General features: G+C 72.8%; 14 protein-coding genes. 4 read left to right on the plus strand and 10 right to left on the minus strand.

Going from position 1 to position 14,875, the window contains the following annotated elements; all coding sequences use genetic code 11:
• Positions 1-44: 44 nt before the first annotated feature.
• Positions 45-1,736, plus strand: coding sequence for an Hsp70 family protein (locus IE317_RS34130; RefSeq protein WP_191315496.1), 1,692 nt, complete (start codon positions 45-47; stop codon positions 1,734-1,736).
• Between the two features lies 1 nt (position 1,737).
• Here the strand turns inward: IE317_RS34130 and IE317_RS34135 are convergent, their stop codons facing one another.
• The 6 genes from IE317_RS34135 to IE317_RS34160 form a co-directional block, all read right to left on the minus strand.
• Positions 1,738-2,202, minus strand: coding sequence for a YbaB/EbfC family nucleoid-associated protein (locus tag IE317_RS34135; RefSeq protein ID WP_191315497.1), 465 nt, complete (start codon positions 2,200-2,202; stop codon positions 1,738-1,740).
• A complete protein-coding gene (locus IE317_RS34140) occupies positions 2,195-3,253 on the minus strand; it encodes a hypothetical protein (protein WP_191315498.1) in 1,059 nt (352 codons plus the stop codon). The genes IE317_RS34135 and IE317_RS34140 overlap by 8 nt, the downstream gene beginning before the upstream one ends.
• 1 nt (position 3,254) lies before the next feature.
• Positions 3,255-3,635, minus strand: coding sequence for a hypothetical protein (locus IE317_RS34145; protein WP_191315499.1), 381 nt, complete (start codon positions 3,633-3,635; stop codon positions 3,255-3,257).
• A gap of 125 nt (positions 3,636-3,760) precedes the next feature.
• Positions 3,761-4,195 (minus strand): hypothetical protein, encoded by a 435-nt coding sequence (locus tag IE317_RS34150; protein WP_191315500.1) that lies wholly within the window; start codon positions 4,193-4,195, stop codon positions 3,761-3,763.
• Complete coding sequence (pcp, locus tag IE317_RS34155) at positions 4,192-4,833, minus strand: pyroglutamyl-peptidase I (RefSeq protein WP_191315501.1); 642 nt, start codon at positions 4,831-4,833, stop codon at positions 4,192-4,194. The genes IE317_RS34150 and pcp overlap by 4 nt, the downstream gene beginning before the upstream one ends.
• A gap of 68 nt (positions 4,834-4,901) precedes the next feature.
• On the minus strand, positions 4,902-6,332 hold the full coding sequence (locus IE317_RS34160) for a M1 family metallopeptidase (RefSeq protein WP_191315502.1): 1,431 nt from the start codon (positions 6,330-6,332) through the stop codon (positions 4,902-4,904).
• 148 nt (positions 6,333-6,480) lie between these two features.
• Here IE317_RS34160 and IE317_RS34165 point away from each other — a divergent pair, with 148 nt between their 5' ends.
• On the plus strand, positions 6,481-9,648 hold the full coding sequence (locus IE317_RS34165) for a BTAD domain-containing putative transcriptional regulator (protein ID WP_191315503.1): 3,168 nt from the start codon (positions 6,481-6,483) through the stop codon (positions 9,646-9,648).
• Between the two features lie 67 nt (positions 9,649-9,715).
• Here the strand turns inward: IE317_RS34165 and IE317_RS34170 are convergent, their stop codons facing one another.
• Both IE317_RS34170 and IE317_RS34175 read right to left on the minus strand, forming a co-directional pair.
• On the minus strand, positions 9,716-10,522 hold the full coding sequence (locus tag IE317_RS34170) for an ABC transporter permease (protein ID WP_191315504.1): 807 nt from the start codon (positions 10,520-10,522) through the stop codon (positions 9,716-9,718).
• On the minus strand, positions 10,519-11,496 hold the full coding sequence (locus IE317_RS34175; protein WP_191315505.1) for an ATP-binding cassette domain-containing protein: 978 nt from the start codon (positions 11,494-11,496) through the stop codon (positions 10,519-10,521). Before IE317_RS34175 ends, IE317_RS34170 begins: the two co-directional genes overlap by 4 nt.
• Positions 11,497-11,600: 104 nt before the next feature.
• Between IE317_RS34175 and IE317_RS34180 the strand changes: the two genes are divergently transcribed.
• A complete protein-coding gene (locus IE317_RS34180) occupies positions 11,601-12,617 on the plus strand; it encodes an endonuclease/exonuclease/phosphatase family protein (protein WP_191315506.1) in 1,017 nt (338 codons plus the stop codon).
• Between the two features lie 24 nt (positions 12,618-12,641).
• Complete coding sequence (locus tag IE317_RS34185) at positions 12,642-13,784, plus strand: hypothetical protein (protein WP_191315507.1); 1,143 nt, start codon at positions 12,642-12,644, stop codon at positions 13,782-13,784.
• Here IE317_RS34185 and IE317_RS34190 read toward each other — a convergent pair.
• Complete coding sequence (locus tag IE317_RS34190) at positions 13,741-14,556, minus strand: SIR2 family NAD-dependent protein deacylase (protein WP_191315508.1); 816 nt, start codon at positions 14,554-14,556, stop codon at positions 13,741-13,743. The genes IE317_RS34185 and IE317_RS34190 overlap by 44 nt on opposite strands.
• On the minus strand, positions 14,549-14,860 hold the full coding sequence (locus IE317_RS34195; RefSeq protein WP_103351085.1) for an antibiotic biosynthesis monooxygenase family protein: 312 nt from the start codon (positions 14,858-14,860) through the stop codon (positions 14,549-14,551). Before IE317_RS34195 ends, IE317_RS34190 begins: the two co-directional genes overlap by 8 nt.
• Positions 14,861-14,875: the final 15 nt, after the last annotated feature.

Genomic DNA, 14,875 nt, shown 5'->3' on the forward strand with positions numbered 1-14,875 from the left:
CGGCCCGTGAGACGATGCCCGCGGACCTTGGGAGGGGAATCCGCGTGGACGTGCTCTCGATCGACTTCGGGACTTCCAGCACCGTCGGTGTCCTCTCCGCCTTCGAGCGGGGACCCCGGGCGATCGAGGTCGACGGGTCGGTCACCATGTCCTCCGCCGTCTACGTCAACGATGACGGCCTGCTCGTCGTCGGGCAGGATGCCGAACGGCGGGCGCGGCTCGATCCCAGCCGGTTCGAACCGAACCCGAAACGGCGGATCGACGAAGGCGCGATCAGGCTCGGCGGCGCCGACGTCCCGATCGCCGACGCCTTCGCCGCCGTCCTGCGCAGGATGGGTGAGGAGGCCGAACGGCAGCTCGGGCACCCGCCCGCGCAGACGCGGATCTCGCACCCCGCCGGCTGGGGCGCCGACCGGCAGGACGTCCTGCGGGACGCCGCCGCGAAGGCGCGGCTCGCCGATGTCCGGCTGATCCCCGAACCGGTCGCCGCCGCGGCGCACTACGCCAGTCTCGGGCGGCGGGCCGGTGGGCCCATCGGGGTCTACGACCTCGGGGCCGGCACCTTCGACTGCGCCGTCGTCGGGGTCACCCGGCAGGGCTTCGCCGTGCTCGCCGAGGACGGCCTGCCCGATCTCGGCAGCCTCGACATCGACCAGGCCTTGCTCGTCCACATCGGACGGTCCGTCTCGCACGCGGATCCCGCGCAGTGGCAACGCCTCCTGCGGCCGCAGACCACCGCCGACCGGCGGGCGCGGCGGGCGCTGCTGCAGGACGTCCGCGACGCCAAGGAAAGCCTCTCGCGGCACGCGCAGACCCACGTGCCGATGCCCGAGCCCTTCGGCGACGTCCTGGTCAGCCGGGACGAACTCGAGGCGCTCGTGCGGCCCAGCCTGCTGCGCAGCGCCGAACTGCTCGCCGCCACCATCCGCCGCGCCGGCCTCACCCCGGCGCAGCTCGGCGGGGTGTACCTCGTCGGCGGGCCGAGCCGGATGCCGCTGCTGGCCGGCCTGCTCGAACGGCAGCTCGGCGTCGCCCCGACCACTCAGGACCAGCCCGAGACGGCCGTCGCGTTCGGGCTCCACCACGTTCCGCTCGGCACCACCAGCGACCTCACCGTGCCCGCGTTTGCGCCCGTCCGCCCGCCGGTGACGCCGCCGCGGCCGCAACCGTGGCAGCAAGCCCGGCCGCCGCAGTCCGCACCGCCCCCGCCGGAACCGCGCCCGAAGCGCAAGCCCTGGTTCCTCGCGCTCGCCGTGCTCCTGGTCGCCGCGGTCGTCGCCACCGTCGTCGTGTTCGTCATCCGCGACCAGGCCGCGCGGGCCGCGGCGGACTGCACGCAGACGACCGAGCGCGACCGGGCCGGGTTCACCCCGTGCCTGCGCTTGCTCGCCGGAGCAGTCCCGGACCGGGGCACTTGCAAGGAAAGCGACCACGTCGCCCAGTTACTGGGCGCCCAGCTCTCGGTCATCTGCAACTTCACGGGCGGCAGTGTCCAGTACTTCCAGGGCATGACCACCGAATACATCGAGGTGAACACGAAGCTGACGCCCGCCGGCCGCGGCACCTGGGACGGCGGCGCGCTGCACGGCGAGTACGTCGCCAGCGTCGACAAGAAGTCGTCGATCGTGGTCTTCGGCGTGGCCGAGCGCCGGGTGGCCGCGATCTACCTCACGGAAGAACCCCGCCGCCTCGAGGACCTGATCGCGGGGTTCACCCGCGAGGTCAAGCCGGCCTGACTCACCAGGCTCGGTCGAGCCGCATGCCGCGGCCGTACCAGTCGTCGTCCGCGACCGGCCCGGGCGGCGGCGCCTCGGCCGGGGTGTCCGCCGACCGGTCCTTGAGCACTTTCCCGTCCGGCTCGGCGGGCGGAGCTGCGGGCTCCGGAGCGGCCAAAGGCACCGGTTCCGGCTCGAACTGCACCCGCCAGCGCAGCCGGTCCATCAGGTAGCCGCCGCTGCCCAGCGGCGCCAGCAGCTGCCCCGTCCGCTTCGCCGACTCGCGCTGCGCTTCGACGTACGTGCGCAGGACCGCATCCGCGATTTCGGACGGCGACATCCCCGAGACGGCGTCGGTGAGCCGCAGCCGGGTCAGCACGCCGTCGGTGTTGACCGACAGCGAAACCGCGCCGTCGGCGGACGTCGCCGTCGCCGACAGCGCGGACAGTTCGGCCAGGAGGGCGTCGCGGTCCGGCCCGTCAGCCATCCAGCCTCCCGGCGTGGGTGGCGCCGCTGGACACCTGGCCGTCGGAGGCGATGTCGACGTTCGCGTCGCGGACGTTCTTCTCGGTCTGCCGCGACGTGCGGTCGGTCTCGAAGCTGTCCGGGTCGAAGCTCGAGCCCGGGCTGACGTCCGGCGCGTCCGGGATCTTCGGCAGGTCGACGGCTTCGTCGCCGATGCGGTCCGCCAGCGTCTGCGCCGCGTCGACGGCGCCGTCGCGGATCTTGCCCGCGCTGTCCATGAAGCTCTGGTACAGGTCGAACCCGTTGTCGCCGGTGATCTCCGCCTGGTTGGCCACCACCGCGGTGATTGCGCCGCCGGCGGCGTTGCCGGCGATGATCGCGCCGTTGGCCATGGTGAAGATCGTCGCGCCCGCCGCGGCGCCCGCACCGGCGGTGGCCACGGTGAGCAGCCCGGTGACCGCGCCCGCGAACGTCGCCGCCAGCACCTTCGACGCGGCCGCTTCGCGCTTGCGCTCCTGCGACTTCTGGTAGTCCTCCGCGGTCTTCTTGAACGTGGAGCCGAGGTTGTTGAGGTCCTGGCGGGCCGACGCGATGGCTTCGCGCGCGGCGACGATGTCGCTCTCCAGGATGGTGATCTTGGTTTCCACCTCGGTGAAGGCGTCCGCGAGCTCGTTGAGGTAGGCCTTGACGGCGTTGGCCGCGGAGCCGCGCCAGACGTCGAGGAACTGCCGGGCGTCGTCGAGCTTCGGGCCCGAGTCGCGCTGCAGCGCCTTCCAGACGGCGTCGTGCCGCATGATCAGGCTCTGCAGGCCCTCGGCCGAGTCGTGGTCGATGTCGGCGTCGGAGAACTCGCGGTAGAAGGCGGCGACGTCGTCCTGCATCTTCTCGAAGCCGTCGTCGCCGGGGCCCATGCCGAAGATCCAGTCGGTCATCCGCAGGATTTCCAGCGCGTCCAGGGCGTCGTTGGCGCCGTCCTTCAGGTCCGCGGAGACGCCGTCCAGCAGCTCGGCGCGGCGGTCGTCGCCACTGGACATCGGCTGGGCGTCGAGCCCGGTGTCGAAGTAGCCGTCCACGTCAGTTCCCCTCCAGGCCCGCGGCCGCGCGGTTGACGTGCTGCTTCGAGTCGGCGTCGGCCTTTTCGTACAGCTCCGCGACCCGCATCAGCGCGTGGCTGGTGTCCGCGGTGGTCTGGTGCAGCTGCGCGACCAGCCTCTGGATCTTCGCCAGGTGGTCGTTGTAGGCCGCGGCGACGGCCGGCATGCCGAGCGTGCGCCCGAAGGCGTTGTCGGCCGGGAACATCGCGCCGAGGCCGCCGAAGAGCCCGCCGCCGGCCGCCTTGACGGGAACGTCGGTGCCGCGCAGGCCGTTCGACGCGGCTTCCGCGGCATCGGCCGCTCCTTGGAGGGCTCGGGCCGAGTCCCGCAGGTCCTGCAGGTCGGTCTCGAATCCGATCATCACTCACCTCTTGGTCGGGCTGCGCGTTCCGGACATGTAAACACCGTTCGATCATGGGACAGGCTGGTTTGCCGACGGTGTGCCTCAGATCACGAGGGCCTTGCCGGACCGGGGAGCCGCGGCCGTCAGCGGTGGGTCAGCCGCGCCCCGCCGGCGAACGCGATCCACGCCTGGACGACCCCGAACGCGAGCGCGGTGACCAGCACCGGCGGCGCGTGGGCCGACGCGGCGGCGCCGAACGGCTCGACGAGGACGACCGGCACCAGGAACGCGCCGACAAGCACCCGGCGTCGCGGCTCGATGCCGGCGATCGCCAGCACCGGCCACATCACGAAACCGGCGAACAGCGCCGTGACGACGACGACCGCCGGGCCCCAGAAGATGACACCCAGCCCGCACATGCTTTCGGGGTACTTCGCGGTCTCGGCCGCGCAGGATTGCTTCAGGTAGGTCGTGACCGTGTGCGCGAACAAGCCGATCCCCGCGCCGGTCAGCAGGGCGGTCACGCCGACGGTCAGCACCGCCCCGGGCCTCGCCCGGCGGTCCCGGTCGCGGGTCAATGCTCCGCGCCCGCGCTGACCCGCAGGTCCTCCGTCACCCGCAAGGCCGTGTCCGCCAACGCTTCCAGCGCGTCGGCGATCCGGTCCACGCCCAGTGACGCGTCGGCCTTCCCCGCCGCCGCGACCTGCTCCGGGCTGAACGGGACGTGCACGAACCCGCCGCGCACGTCCGGGAAGTCCGTCGCCAGCAGGTGCATCAGCCCGTAGAACACCTGGTTGCAGACGTACGTCCCGGCGGTGTGGGACACCGACGCCGGGACACCCGCCGCGCGGATCGCGGCCACGCAGGCCTTCACCGGCAACGTCGTGAAGTAGGCGGCCGGGCCGTCCGGGACCACCGGGGTGTCGACCGGCTGGGCGCCCGCATTGTCCGGGATGCGGGCGTCGATCAGGTTGATCGCCACCCGCTCCGGGGTCACCTCGGCGCGGCCGCCCGCCTGGCCGGTGCACACCACGAGCGACGGCCGGTGCGCTTCCAGGGCCCGCCGCAGCGCGGGGAGCGACGCCGCGAACTCGCAGGGCAGCTCGACCGCCGCGACGTCGTCCCGGCGCGCGGCCACCAGCGAAACCGCCTGCCACGACGGGTTGACCGGCTCGCCGCCGAACGGCGCGAACCCCGTCATCAGCACCCTGGCCATGTCCCCTCCCGAAGCGAAAGCGTCGAGGCCACCCTACGTCCGCAGGGTGGCCTCGACGACGAGCGCGATCAGGCGGCGGGCTTGAGCCCACCCGGGTAGAGGTACTGGTCGGCGGGCTTGCCGGTGCCGTACACCCACGCGTCGAAGAAGCCCTGGAGGCTCCGGTGCGCGGCGAACTCGGTGAACCGCTGGAACTCCTGCATGCTCGCGTTCCCGTCGCGGTGCAGCGACGGCCAGGTCTTCAGGACCCAGGAGAACGCCTGCTCGCCGATGTAGTTGCGCAGCGCGTGCAGCATCATCGGGCCCTTCGAGTACACGTACGTGAACTCGTTGCCCTGGCCCATGTCGTAGAGCTTGCCGTTCCAGAGCCGCGCCGGCGCCTTCTTGACGTCGTCGGCGTACTGCTTGTTCAGGTCGACGCCCTCCTTCGCCTCGTCCCACAGCCAGGTGGCGTAGGAGGCGAAGCACTCGTTGAGGCAGACGTCGCGCCAGTGGGCGACCGCCACCGAGTCGCCGTACCACTGGTGGGCGTTCTCGTGGACGATCGTCGGCACCGTGCCCGCCCAGCCCGCGGAGTAGATCGGACGGCTCATCGTCTCGAGCGAGAAGCCGATCTCCTCGTTGAGGAAGATGCCGCCCGCCGCGTCGATCGGGTACTTGCCGAACTTCGACTCGAGGAAGTCGAGGATCTCCGGCAGCCGCGCCTCGGCCTGCTTGGTCGAGTCCGGGGTGCCCGGGGCGAACGCGCTGACGATCGGGGTGCCGTCCTTGCGCTTCTGGCGGTCGAAGGTCCACTTGTCGATCGCGACCGTCGTCATGTACGGCACGATCGGCGTCTCTTCGGCCCAGACGTGCGTGGTGCCGCGGGGCGCCTTGTGCGTGCCGCGCTCGCGGCCGTTGGCGATCACGCCCCACTCGTCGGGCACGGTGATCGCCAGGTGGAAGGTGGCCTTGTCGAGCGGGGTGTCGTTGACCGGGTACCAGGTCGTGGCCGACCTCGGCTCACCGGCGACGAACGCGCCGCCCGCGCGGGCGAACTGCCAGCCGTTGTTGCCGAGCGCCGGGTCGCTGATCGGGGCGGGCACGCCGTGGTAGGCGATCTTGACGTGGAAGCGCTGGCCGCGCCACAGCGCCCGCGACGGCGTGATGACGAGCTCGTGGTCCCCGGTCCGGGTGAACGCCGCGTCGCGGCCGTCGACCTTCACCGAGTCGACGGTCAGGCCCTTGAAGTCCAGGTCGAACGAGCTGAGCGACTGCGTCGCCCGCGCGGCGATGTCCTGGTCGCCGGTGAGCTGGCGGGTCGCCGGGTCGTAGCCGACCTTGAGGTTGTAGTCGGCGACGTCGTAGCCGCCGTTGCCGTCCTGCGGGTAGTAGCTGTCGCCGGCGCCGTCGCTGCCCGGCTTCGCACCCCAGCCGTCGCCCGCCGCGGCGACCCCGGTGCCGAGGCAGAGACTGGCGACCACGGCGGCCGCCACCACAGCCGGTTTTTGTCCCCTCATGAACGCTCCTGTCCGTGTGCGGATGGGCATCGCCCGCAACGTATCGCCACGAACGGGTGAACCGGGGGAGTGCGTCGTATTTGTCCGGATAATCAGCACTTCCGTCGGCCCGCCTCGGCACCGGCCCGGCGTCTGGAAAGCTGGACGCATGCGCGTTGCGCTGCTGGGCCCGCTGCGGGCAGTGGAAGACGACGGCACGCCGATCGACATCGGCGGGGCCCGCCTTCGCACGCTCCTGGCCCGGCTCGCGCTGGACGCCGGGCGCGCGGTCCCGGCCGACGCGCTCGTCGACGGGCTTTGGGGCGGCGAACCGCCGGCCGACGCGGCCAATGCCCTGCAGTCGCTGGTCTCGCGGCTGCGGAAAGCCCTGCCGGTGCCCGTGGAGTCCGGGCCGGGTGGCTACCGGCTCGCCGTCGACCCCGGCGACGTCGACGCCGAGCGGTTCGAACGGCTCGCTGCCGAGGGGCGCCGTGAGCTGGCCGCCGGTCGTGACGCCCGCGCCGCCGACCTGCTCACCGAGGCCCTCGCGCTGTGGCAGGGCGCTGCCCTCGCCGACGTCCTCGACGCGCCCTTCGCGCTCGGGCCCGCGCGGCGGCTCACCGAGCTGCGCACCGAGGCGGCCGAGGATCGCTTCGAAGCCCTGATCCGGCTGGGTGAACACGCCGGCGTGCTGGCCGACCTGGCCGCGGCGGCCGATGCCGACCCGCTGCGCGAACGGCTCGCCGGGCTGCGGATCCGCGCGCTGTGCGCGGCCGGGCGGCAGCCGGAAGCCCTGGCCGTCTACGCCGGGATCCGCCGTACCCTGGCCGACCAGCTCGGCGTCGACCCCTCCGCCGAGCTGCAGGAGATCCACGTCGCCGCGCTGCGGGGCGAGTTCGCGCCGCCGTCGCCGGTGGCCGACCGGCTGCCGACCCGGCTGACCACCTTCGTCGGCCGCGACGACGAGCTCAAGCTGCTGGCCGAACTCCTCGGCGGCGCCCGGCTGGTCACTCTGACCGGGCCGGGCGGCGCGGGCAAAACCCGGCTGGCCACCGAGGCGGCGTCGCGGCACCCCGCGCACCAGCGGGGCCGGGTCTGGTTCGCCGCGCTGGCCGGCGTCCGCGACCCCGACGACGTCGCCGGTGCGCTGCTGGGCGCGCTCGAGGTCCGCGAGATCCGCACCGAGACCGAGGTCCACCGGCGGCCACCGGATCCGGTCGCGCAGGCCGTCGAGGTGCTCGGCGGCGAGGAAGCCCTGCTGGTGCTGGACAACTGCGAGCACGTCGTCGACGCGGCCGCGGGGCTGGCCGACGAACTGCTGCACCGGGCGCCGCGGCTGCGGATCCTGGCCACCAGCCGCGAGCCGCTGGCCATCACCGGGGAGGCGCTCTGCCCGCTCGGCCCGCTGCCGGTGCCCGCGGAACGCGCCGCGCCCGAGGAGGCCGCCGAGCTCGACTCGACGCGGCTGTTCCTCGACCGGGCCGCGGCGGTCCGTCCCGACTTCGTGCTCGACGAGTCCACTGTGGACCAGGTCGGCGAGATCTGCCGACGGCTCGACGGGATGCCCCTCGCCCTGGAGCTGGCCGCGGCGCGGCTGCGGTCGATGACCGTGGCCCAGATCGCCGGCCGCCTCGGCGACCGGTTCCGGCTGCTCACCTCGGGCAGCCGGACGGCGCTGCCGAGGCAGCGGACGCTGCGCGCGGTGGTCGAGTGGAGCTGGGAGCTGCTCGCCGAACCCGAGCTGGTGCTGGCCCGGCGGCTCGCGGTGTTCGCAGGCGGGGCGGAACTGGCGCCGATCGAAGCCGTGTGCGCCGACGGGCTGCTGCCCGCCGCCGACGTGCCGTACGTGCTCGGCAGCCTGGTCGAGAAGTCCATAGTGGACACGGTCGACGCCGGGAACGGCGAGCCGCGCTACCGGATGCTCGAGACACTGCGCGCGTACGCCACCGAGCGGCTGGTGGAGTCGGGCGAGCACGACCGGACGCGCCGGGCGATGGCATCCTACTACGCCGAATTCGCCCAGCGGCTGGAGCCGACGCTGCGCACCGGCGCGCAGCTGGAGGCGATCGACGCGTTCGAGGTCGAGAGCGCGAACCTCATCGCGGCCCTGCGCGGCTCGATCGAGATGTCCGATGTGGACAACGCGGTCGCCCTGCTGGACGGGATGATCTGGTACTTCACCATTCTCGGCCAGGGCGGCCGGGCGGGCAGCCTGATCCACGACACGCTCGAGTTCGGCGACCGGCTTCCCCCCGAGGTCAGGGCCTCCTACCGGGTGCTCGTGCACCTCATGGACGAGGTCCCGGTGCGCTCGGACCGCGCCGGGATCCTGCGGCTGGTCGACGACTGCGTGCGCACCGGTGCCGTCGACCGCTACCCCGGGCTCGCGGTGGCCCTGCCGATGCTGGCCTTCCTCGGCGGCGATCGCGAGGTCGCCGTGCGCGAGGTGCGCCGGGCCGAACAGCACCCCGACCCGTGGACCCGCGCCGGCGGGTACTGGGTGGAGAGCTTCCTGCTCGACGACGACGGCGACATCGAGGGCGCGGACCGGGCGCGCGACCTGGCCCACGCCGGGTTCGCGGAGGTCGGCGACCGCTGGGGCATCGCCATGACGCTCAGCTTCAAGGCCTACGCGCTCTCCCAGAGCGGCGAAAGCGCCAAGGCCATCGAGATCTACCAGGAGGGCCTCGCGCTCTCGATGGAGCTGCGGTCGCACGAGGACGCCGTGCAGCACTGGTGGCGGCTGGCCGTCGAGCGGGCGCGCACCGGGGACTTCGAAGGGGCCTGGCGCGACCAGGAAGCCGCGGAACGGTACGGCGAGGGCATCACGAACCTGCAGCACCGGGCCATCCTGATGTTCGGCAGGCTCGAACTGCTGCTGCGCACGGGTCGGCTGGCCGAAGCGCGGGCGCTGCTCGACCGTGTCGCCGCGATGGGCGGCGACGACTGGTTCCCCGGCGGCATCGGCGACGAGTTCATCCACGCGTTCGAAGCGCGGATCCTGCTGGCGCAGGGCCGCGCGGACGAGGCCGAGCCGCACGCGGCGATCGCGATCCGGGCGACGAGCCGGCGCGGCGACATGCCGGACATGGCCGGGGCGGTGGAGCTGCTGGCGATGATCCGCGAGCGGCAGGGCCGTCCCGAGACCGCAGCTCGGGCGCTCGCCGCGTCCGCCGTCGTCCGCGGGCGGCTGGACCTCGGCAGCCCCGAGGTCCGGGCGCTCATCGCCGACCTCCGCGCGGCGCTCCCCGACTACGACACCCGCTACGAGCAGGGCCGGACGATGTCCAAAAAGGACGCCATCGCCTGGCTCCTCGACGAAATCGGTCGTGAGTGAGAAACAGTGTCAGAACACTGTTTCTCACTCACGACCCTGGCGCGACTCACCCCCGTGTGTGCGCCTTTCAGACCCGCCGGCGGTAGGCCCAGGTGGCCAGCGGGAAGAACACGACCACGGCACCGGCCATCCAGGCCAGCGCCCCGGCCAGCGGACCGGCGACCGGCCCGCCGTTCATCAGGCCGCGCAACGCGTTCGCCATCAGGCTGACCGGGCTGATGTCCGCCCACGCCCGCAGCCAGCCCGGCATGGTGTTCGTCTGCACGAACACGTTGCTGCCGAAGGTCAGCGGCATGATGAAGACGAACATCAGCGCCTGCGCCGAGCCCGGCGTCTTCATCAGCATGCCGACGAACACCGAACCCCAGCAGAAGCTCAGCCCGAACGCCAGCGCGAGCAGGATCGCCACGGCGAACTCGCCGGGGCTGGTCGCGATCCGGTAGCCCATGATCGTCGCCACGACCATCAGCACGGTGAGGCAGACGACGTACCGCACGACGTCGGCGAGCACCGCGCCGATCAGCGGCGCCGAGCGGGCGATCGGCATGCTGCGGAACCGGTCGAACACGCCCTTGGTGACGTCGGTGTTGAGCTGCACGCCGACCGTCAGGCACGCCTGCAGGATGTTCATCACGATGATGCCCGGCACGACCATCTGCAGGTAGGCGTCGGTCGAGCCGGACAGCGCGCCGCCGAACAGGTAGACGAAGATCACCAGGAAGACGATCGGCATCAGGGTGACGTCGGCGAGCTGCTCGGGGTTCTTGCGGATCTTCAGGATGCCGCGCCAGGCCAGCGAAAGCGCGTGCTGGACACCCTTGCCGGGGCTGATGTGCCGCGGCGGGGCCGGGCGGTCGAGGGCCAGCGTCGTCATGCCAGGCTCCCTTCGAGGGTCTTGTCGTCGGCGGGCTGTTCGGCGGTGTGCCCGGTCAGGGCGAGGAACACCTCGTCGAGGCTGGGCAGCCGCAGCGCCAGCTCGTCGGCGGTGATCCCGGCCTCGTCCAGCTTGCGGACCAGGGTGGACAGCAGCACCGGGTCGTTGACCGGCGCGGTGAGCAGGCCGCTCGCGTCGTCGCGGGTCGGCCGGGCGCCGGTGAGGTCGCCGAGGATCCGGTTGACGGCGTCCATGTCGGCGAGCTGCGTGGGCCGGACCTGCAGCGTCTGCCCGCCGACGCGGCGCTTCAGCTCGTCGGCGCGGCCGTCGGCGACGACCCGGCCGTGGTCGAACACGGTGATCTTGTCGGCCAGCTGGTCGGCCTCCTCCAGGTACTGCGTGGTCAGCAGCACCGTCGCGCCCTCGGCGACGAGGCCGCGGACGACGTCCCAGACCTCGTTGCGGGCGTGCGGGTCGAGCCCGGTGGTCGGCTCGTCGAGGTAGAGCACCTCGGGCCGGCCGACCAGGCTGGCGGCCAGGTCGAGCCGCCGCCGCATGCCGCCGGAGTAGGTCCGGATCGGCCGCTTGGCCGCCTTGGTCAGCTCGAACCGCTCGATCAGCTCGGCCGCGCGGGTCTTGGCGTGGGCCCGGGAGTAGCCGTACAACCGGCCGATCAGGACGAGGTTCTCGATGCCGTTGAGGTCCTCGTCGACCGAGGCGTACTGCCCGGTCAGCCCGATCAGGCTGCGGACCCGGACCGGGTCGTCGACCACGTCGTAGCCGCCGACCGTGGCCCGGCCGGCGTCCGGTCTGATCAGCGTCGCCAGGATCCGGACGGCGGTCGTCTTGCCCGCCCCGTTCGGGCCGAGCACGCCGACGACCTGGCCGAACGGGACCTCGAGGTCGACCCCGTCCAGCGCCTTCGTGTCCCCGTAGTGTTTGACCAGGCCCTCGGCCTGGATCGCGTGCGACATGGGCGTCCTCCTTCGCTGTCGCGTTGGTACTGACTGTGGACGGTCGCGCTGGTAACCCGCGCACAGCGCGCTGTCAGCGGCTGGCAGCCGCTGGTGGAGATCTTGTGGAGGAGTTGTCGCAGCCCGGGCCGTCCGGTGCCGGCCTGGGCATACTCGGCAGCATGGTGGTTGCGGAACGGACGCGGTCGCGGCGGAAGAACCGGCTGGTCACCGGCCTGCTGGTGGGGCCGGTGGTGCCGTTGGCGATGCTGGCGGCCCTGCGGCTGGTCGGCTACGACGGCGGCTGGTACACGCTGGTGGCACTCTCTTTGACGCCGTACGCGGCGGCTGCCGGCGTGCTCGTGGGCGTCGCCGCGCTGGTGTTGCGGCGGTGGTGGACCGGCGGGGTCGCGCTGGTGCTGGCCCTCGCGCTGGCCGTCCTCGTCCTCCCGCGGACGTCGGCGAGCGATCAGCGCGAGGTGCACGGCAAGACCCTGCGCGTCCTCTCCTCGAACCTGCTCTACGGCCGGGCGGACGCGCAGGCCGTCGTCGACCTGGTGCGCGAGCAGCGGATCGACGTGCTGAACCTGGTCGAGATGACGCCGTCCGCGGTCGACCGGCTGACCGCGGCCGGGCTGTTCGAGACGCTGCCGCACCGGGTGCTGCACCCGGCGCCCGGCGCGTTCGGCTCGGGGATCGCGTCGCGCTTCCCGCTGAAGGAGGTCAACCTGACCGGTGACTCGGCGGCCAAGCAGCCGGGCGCGGAGGCCGACCTCGGCGACGGCGTGGTGGCCGAGATCGTCGCCGTCCACCCGATCTCCCCGGACGTCGACACGCCGCAGTGGGAACGCGAGATCAAGGACCTTTCCCAGCCGGCGGGCGAGCACGGCCTGCGCATCCTGGCCGGCGACTTCAACGCGACGCTCGACCACGCGGCCTACCGCACGGTGCTGGCCCGGGGCTACCGCGACGCGGCGGAGGAACGCGGCGACGGCCTGGCCCCGACTTGGCCGTCTTCGCTGCCGGTGGTGACGATCGACCACGTGGCGGTGGACAACCGCGCGGCGGTGCTGGACTACCGCGTGTTCGACGTCCCGGGCAGTGATCACCGGGCGGTGTTCGCCGAAGTCCGCCTGCCGTGACCGGATTGCTGGCAGGCTGACCGCATGCGAAGACTCGTGCCGCTGAGCCTGGTCCTGCTCGTCGCTGCCTGTGGGCAGCCCGCCGCCTCCGCGGCGGACGGTCCGAAGAGCGCCCTCGGCTTCGAGGTGCACGCGGGTGCGGTGCAGTTCCCGTCCGACAGCGACTGGGTCCCGTCGAACGTCGGGCTGAAGGCGCTGGTCCCGGTGAACGGCTGCGTGCTCGGCCTCGGCGACTTCGCGAACGGGTACCGCGATGTCAACGCGAACTGGACCGGCGACGCGGGCTGCACGGAGCTGAAGCTCAGCCCGTCGCCGGGCAGCGGCGGTCCCGGTCCGGAAGCCGCGGGCAACGGCTGGCGCGGCGGCGGGCTCCCGGCCGTGGCCGCCGTGCCCGGACCGGACGGCTCGGTGATCGGCGCCCACGCGAAGTTCGCCCGCCGGGACGCCGACGGCACGATCACCGAGCTCGGCGAGCTGCGCGGGCAGCGTGACCCGCGGGCGCTGGCCCGGTCGGGCGGCACCCTCGTCGCCGTCGGCTCGGCATTCCTCGACGGGCAGACGACCCGGCCGGTGGCGTGGGTGTCGGACGACGACGGCAAGACGGAACGCACGGTGGTCATGCCGGTCGTCGAGGGCGGCGACGGGGCCGACGCGCCCTGGTCGGTCGCGGCGGCCGGGCCGGAGCTGCTCGCGGCCGGCTTTTCGAACCCGCAGCTGCAGCTGTGGGCGTCCCACGACGGCGGCGGCAGCTGGACGGTGTCGCAGCTCGCGACGCCGTCGGACCAGACGCTGGTGTACGGGATCCTGCCCGCCGGCGGGCGATGGCTGCTGTACGGGGAGGTTTCGGACGGCCACTCGCGCAAGCCGTTCGTGCGCACCGGCAAACCGGGCGCATGGTCCACCGTGGACGTTCCCGGCCCCGGCGCGGTCGTGGCGGCCACGCTGGACGCGCGGGGCGACCCGGTGCTGGCCGAGCAGACCACCGAGCCGCTGCAGGATGGGCGGAACTGGCGTTACTGTTCGGCCGTGGTGGTGCGCGAGGGCCAGGGCTGGCAACGTGGCGAGCTGGGCTGCGGGGAGTCCCCGGTGCGGGTGGCCACGACCCTGGCCGACGGCCGGGTGCTCATCGCCGGGAACCGCGATCTCTGGCTGCGGCCAGCGCGGTGAGCGTCTCCAGCGCGCCGCCCGCGATCGACACCCCGCGGCCGTGGCGGATCTCGGGTTCCCGCGGGTTGATGCGGATCAACGCGCCGGTCGCCGCGCTGGCCAGTTCGGCGTAGCGGCGGACCGTCGGGACCGCTTGGCCCGCGCCCAGTTCCACCACCACCAGGTCCCGGGCGGTCCGGCGCCACGCCGTCAGCTCGTCGAGCTGGGCCCGGCTGCGGTCCGGAACCCAGGAGTGGTCGCCGAACATCAGGATGTTGGGGCGGGCCAGCCCGCCGCAGCGGGGACACGAGGGCAGCGGGGGCACCGCCCGCATGGTCTCCTCGTCGACCAGGACGTCCATGTCGGCGGGCCAGATCTCGGCCGTGCACCCGGCCAGGCACTGCAGGTGGTGGATCGAGCCGTGCGCCTCGGCCACGAACTCGAAGCCCGCCTTCTGGAACTGGCCGTCCACATTGGACGTGAACACGCGCACGCCGCCGGGCAGGCGTGCGCCCAGCGAGAGCAGCAGCCGGAAGCCGTCGTGTGGCACGGTCCGGCGGTACAGCGAAAGCCGGTGCCCGTAGAAGCCCCAGGCCAGCTCGGGGTCTTCGGCGAAGTGCCGCGGGTCGGCGAGCTCCTCGAACCGCAGCCCGAGCCGGGCGTACGGCGGGTACGCGCGCCAGAACCCTTCGCCGCCGCGGAAGTCCGGCAGCCCGGAGTCGACGCCCATGCCGGCGCCGGCGCAGATCAGCAGCGCGCCGGCGCCGTCCAGGAGCTTCGCGGCTTCATGCACCTGGCTGCGAACCGAGGACGACCTCGAACTCCAGCAGGTTCGCGCCGGTGGACACCGGCTTGGCCCGCTCGCCCGAGTGCGCTGCCGCGGCGGGGCCGCCCTTCGCCCACGCCTGGTAGTGCTCCTCGGTCTCCCACTTCGTGTACACGAAGTAGCGCGTCTCGCCGGAAACCGGCCGCAGCAGCTCGAAGCCGAGGAAGCCGGGCTGCTCGTCGACCGAGTGCATGCGCGCGGCGAACCGCTTCTCCAGCTCGGGGCCGGCGCCCTCGGGGACCTCGATCGCGTTGATCTTCACGACACTCATGGCTTCCACCCTAGT

This window comes from Amycolatopsis bullii, assembly GCF_014654205.1.
GTDB classification, from domain to species: domain Bacteria; phylum Actinomycetota; class Actinomycetes; order Mycobacteriales; family Pseudonocardiaceae; genus Amycolatopsis; species Amycolatopsis plumensis.

Bases quoted from the DNA above. Each gene is read 5' to 3' on its own strand.
- IE317_RS34135 (WP_191315497.1), bottom strand. From the start codon at position 2,202: ATGGCTGACGGGCCGGACCGCGACGCCCTCCTGGCCGAACTGTCCGCG.
- IE317_RS34145 (WP_191315499.1), bottom strand. From the start codon at position 3,635: ATGATCGGATTCGAGACCGACCTGCAGGACCTGCGGGACTCGGCCCGA.
- pcp (WP_191315501.1), bottom strand. From the start codon at position 4,833: ATGGCCAGGGTGCTGATGACGGGGTTCGCGCCGTTCGGCGGCGAGCCG.
- IE317_RS34160 (WP_191315502.1), bottom strand. From the start codon at position 6,332: ATGAGGGGACAAAAACCGGCTGTGGTGGCGGCCGCCGTGGTCGCCAGT.
- IE317_RS34165 (WP_191315503.1), top strand. From the start codon at position 6,481: ATGCGCGTTGCGCTGCTGGGCCCGCTGCGGGCAGTGGAAGACGACGGC.
- IE317_RS34170 (WP_191315504.1), bottom strand. From the start codon at position 10,522: ATGACGACGCTGGCCCTCGACCGCCCGGCCCCGCCGCGGCACATCAGC.
- IE317_RS34175 (WP_191315505.1), bottom strand. From the start codon at position 11,496: ATGTCGCACGCGATCCAGGCCGAGGGCCTGGTCAAACACTACGGGGAC.
- IE317_RS34185 (WP_191315507.1), top strand. From the start codon at position 12,642: ATGCGAAGACTCGTGCCGCTGAGCCTGGTCCTGCTCGTCGCTGCCTGT.
- IE317_RS34195 (WP_103351085.1), bottom strand. From the start codon at position 14,860: ATGAGTGTCGTGAAGATCAACGCGATCGAGGTCCCCGAGGGCGCCGGC.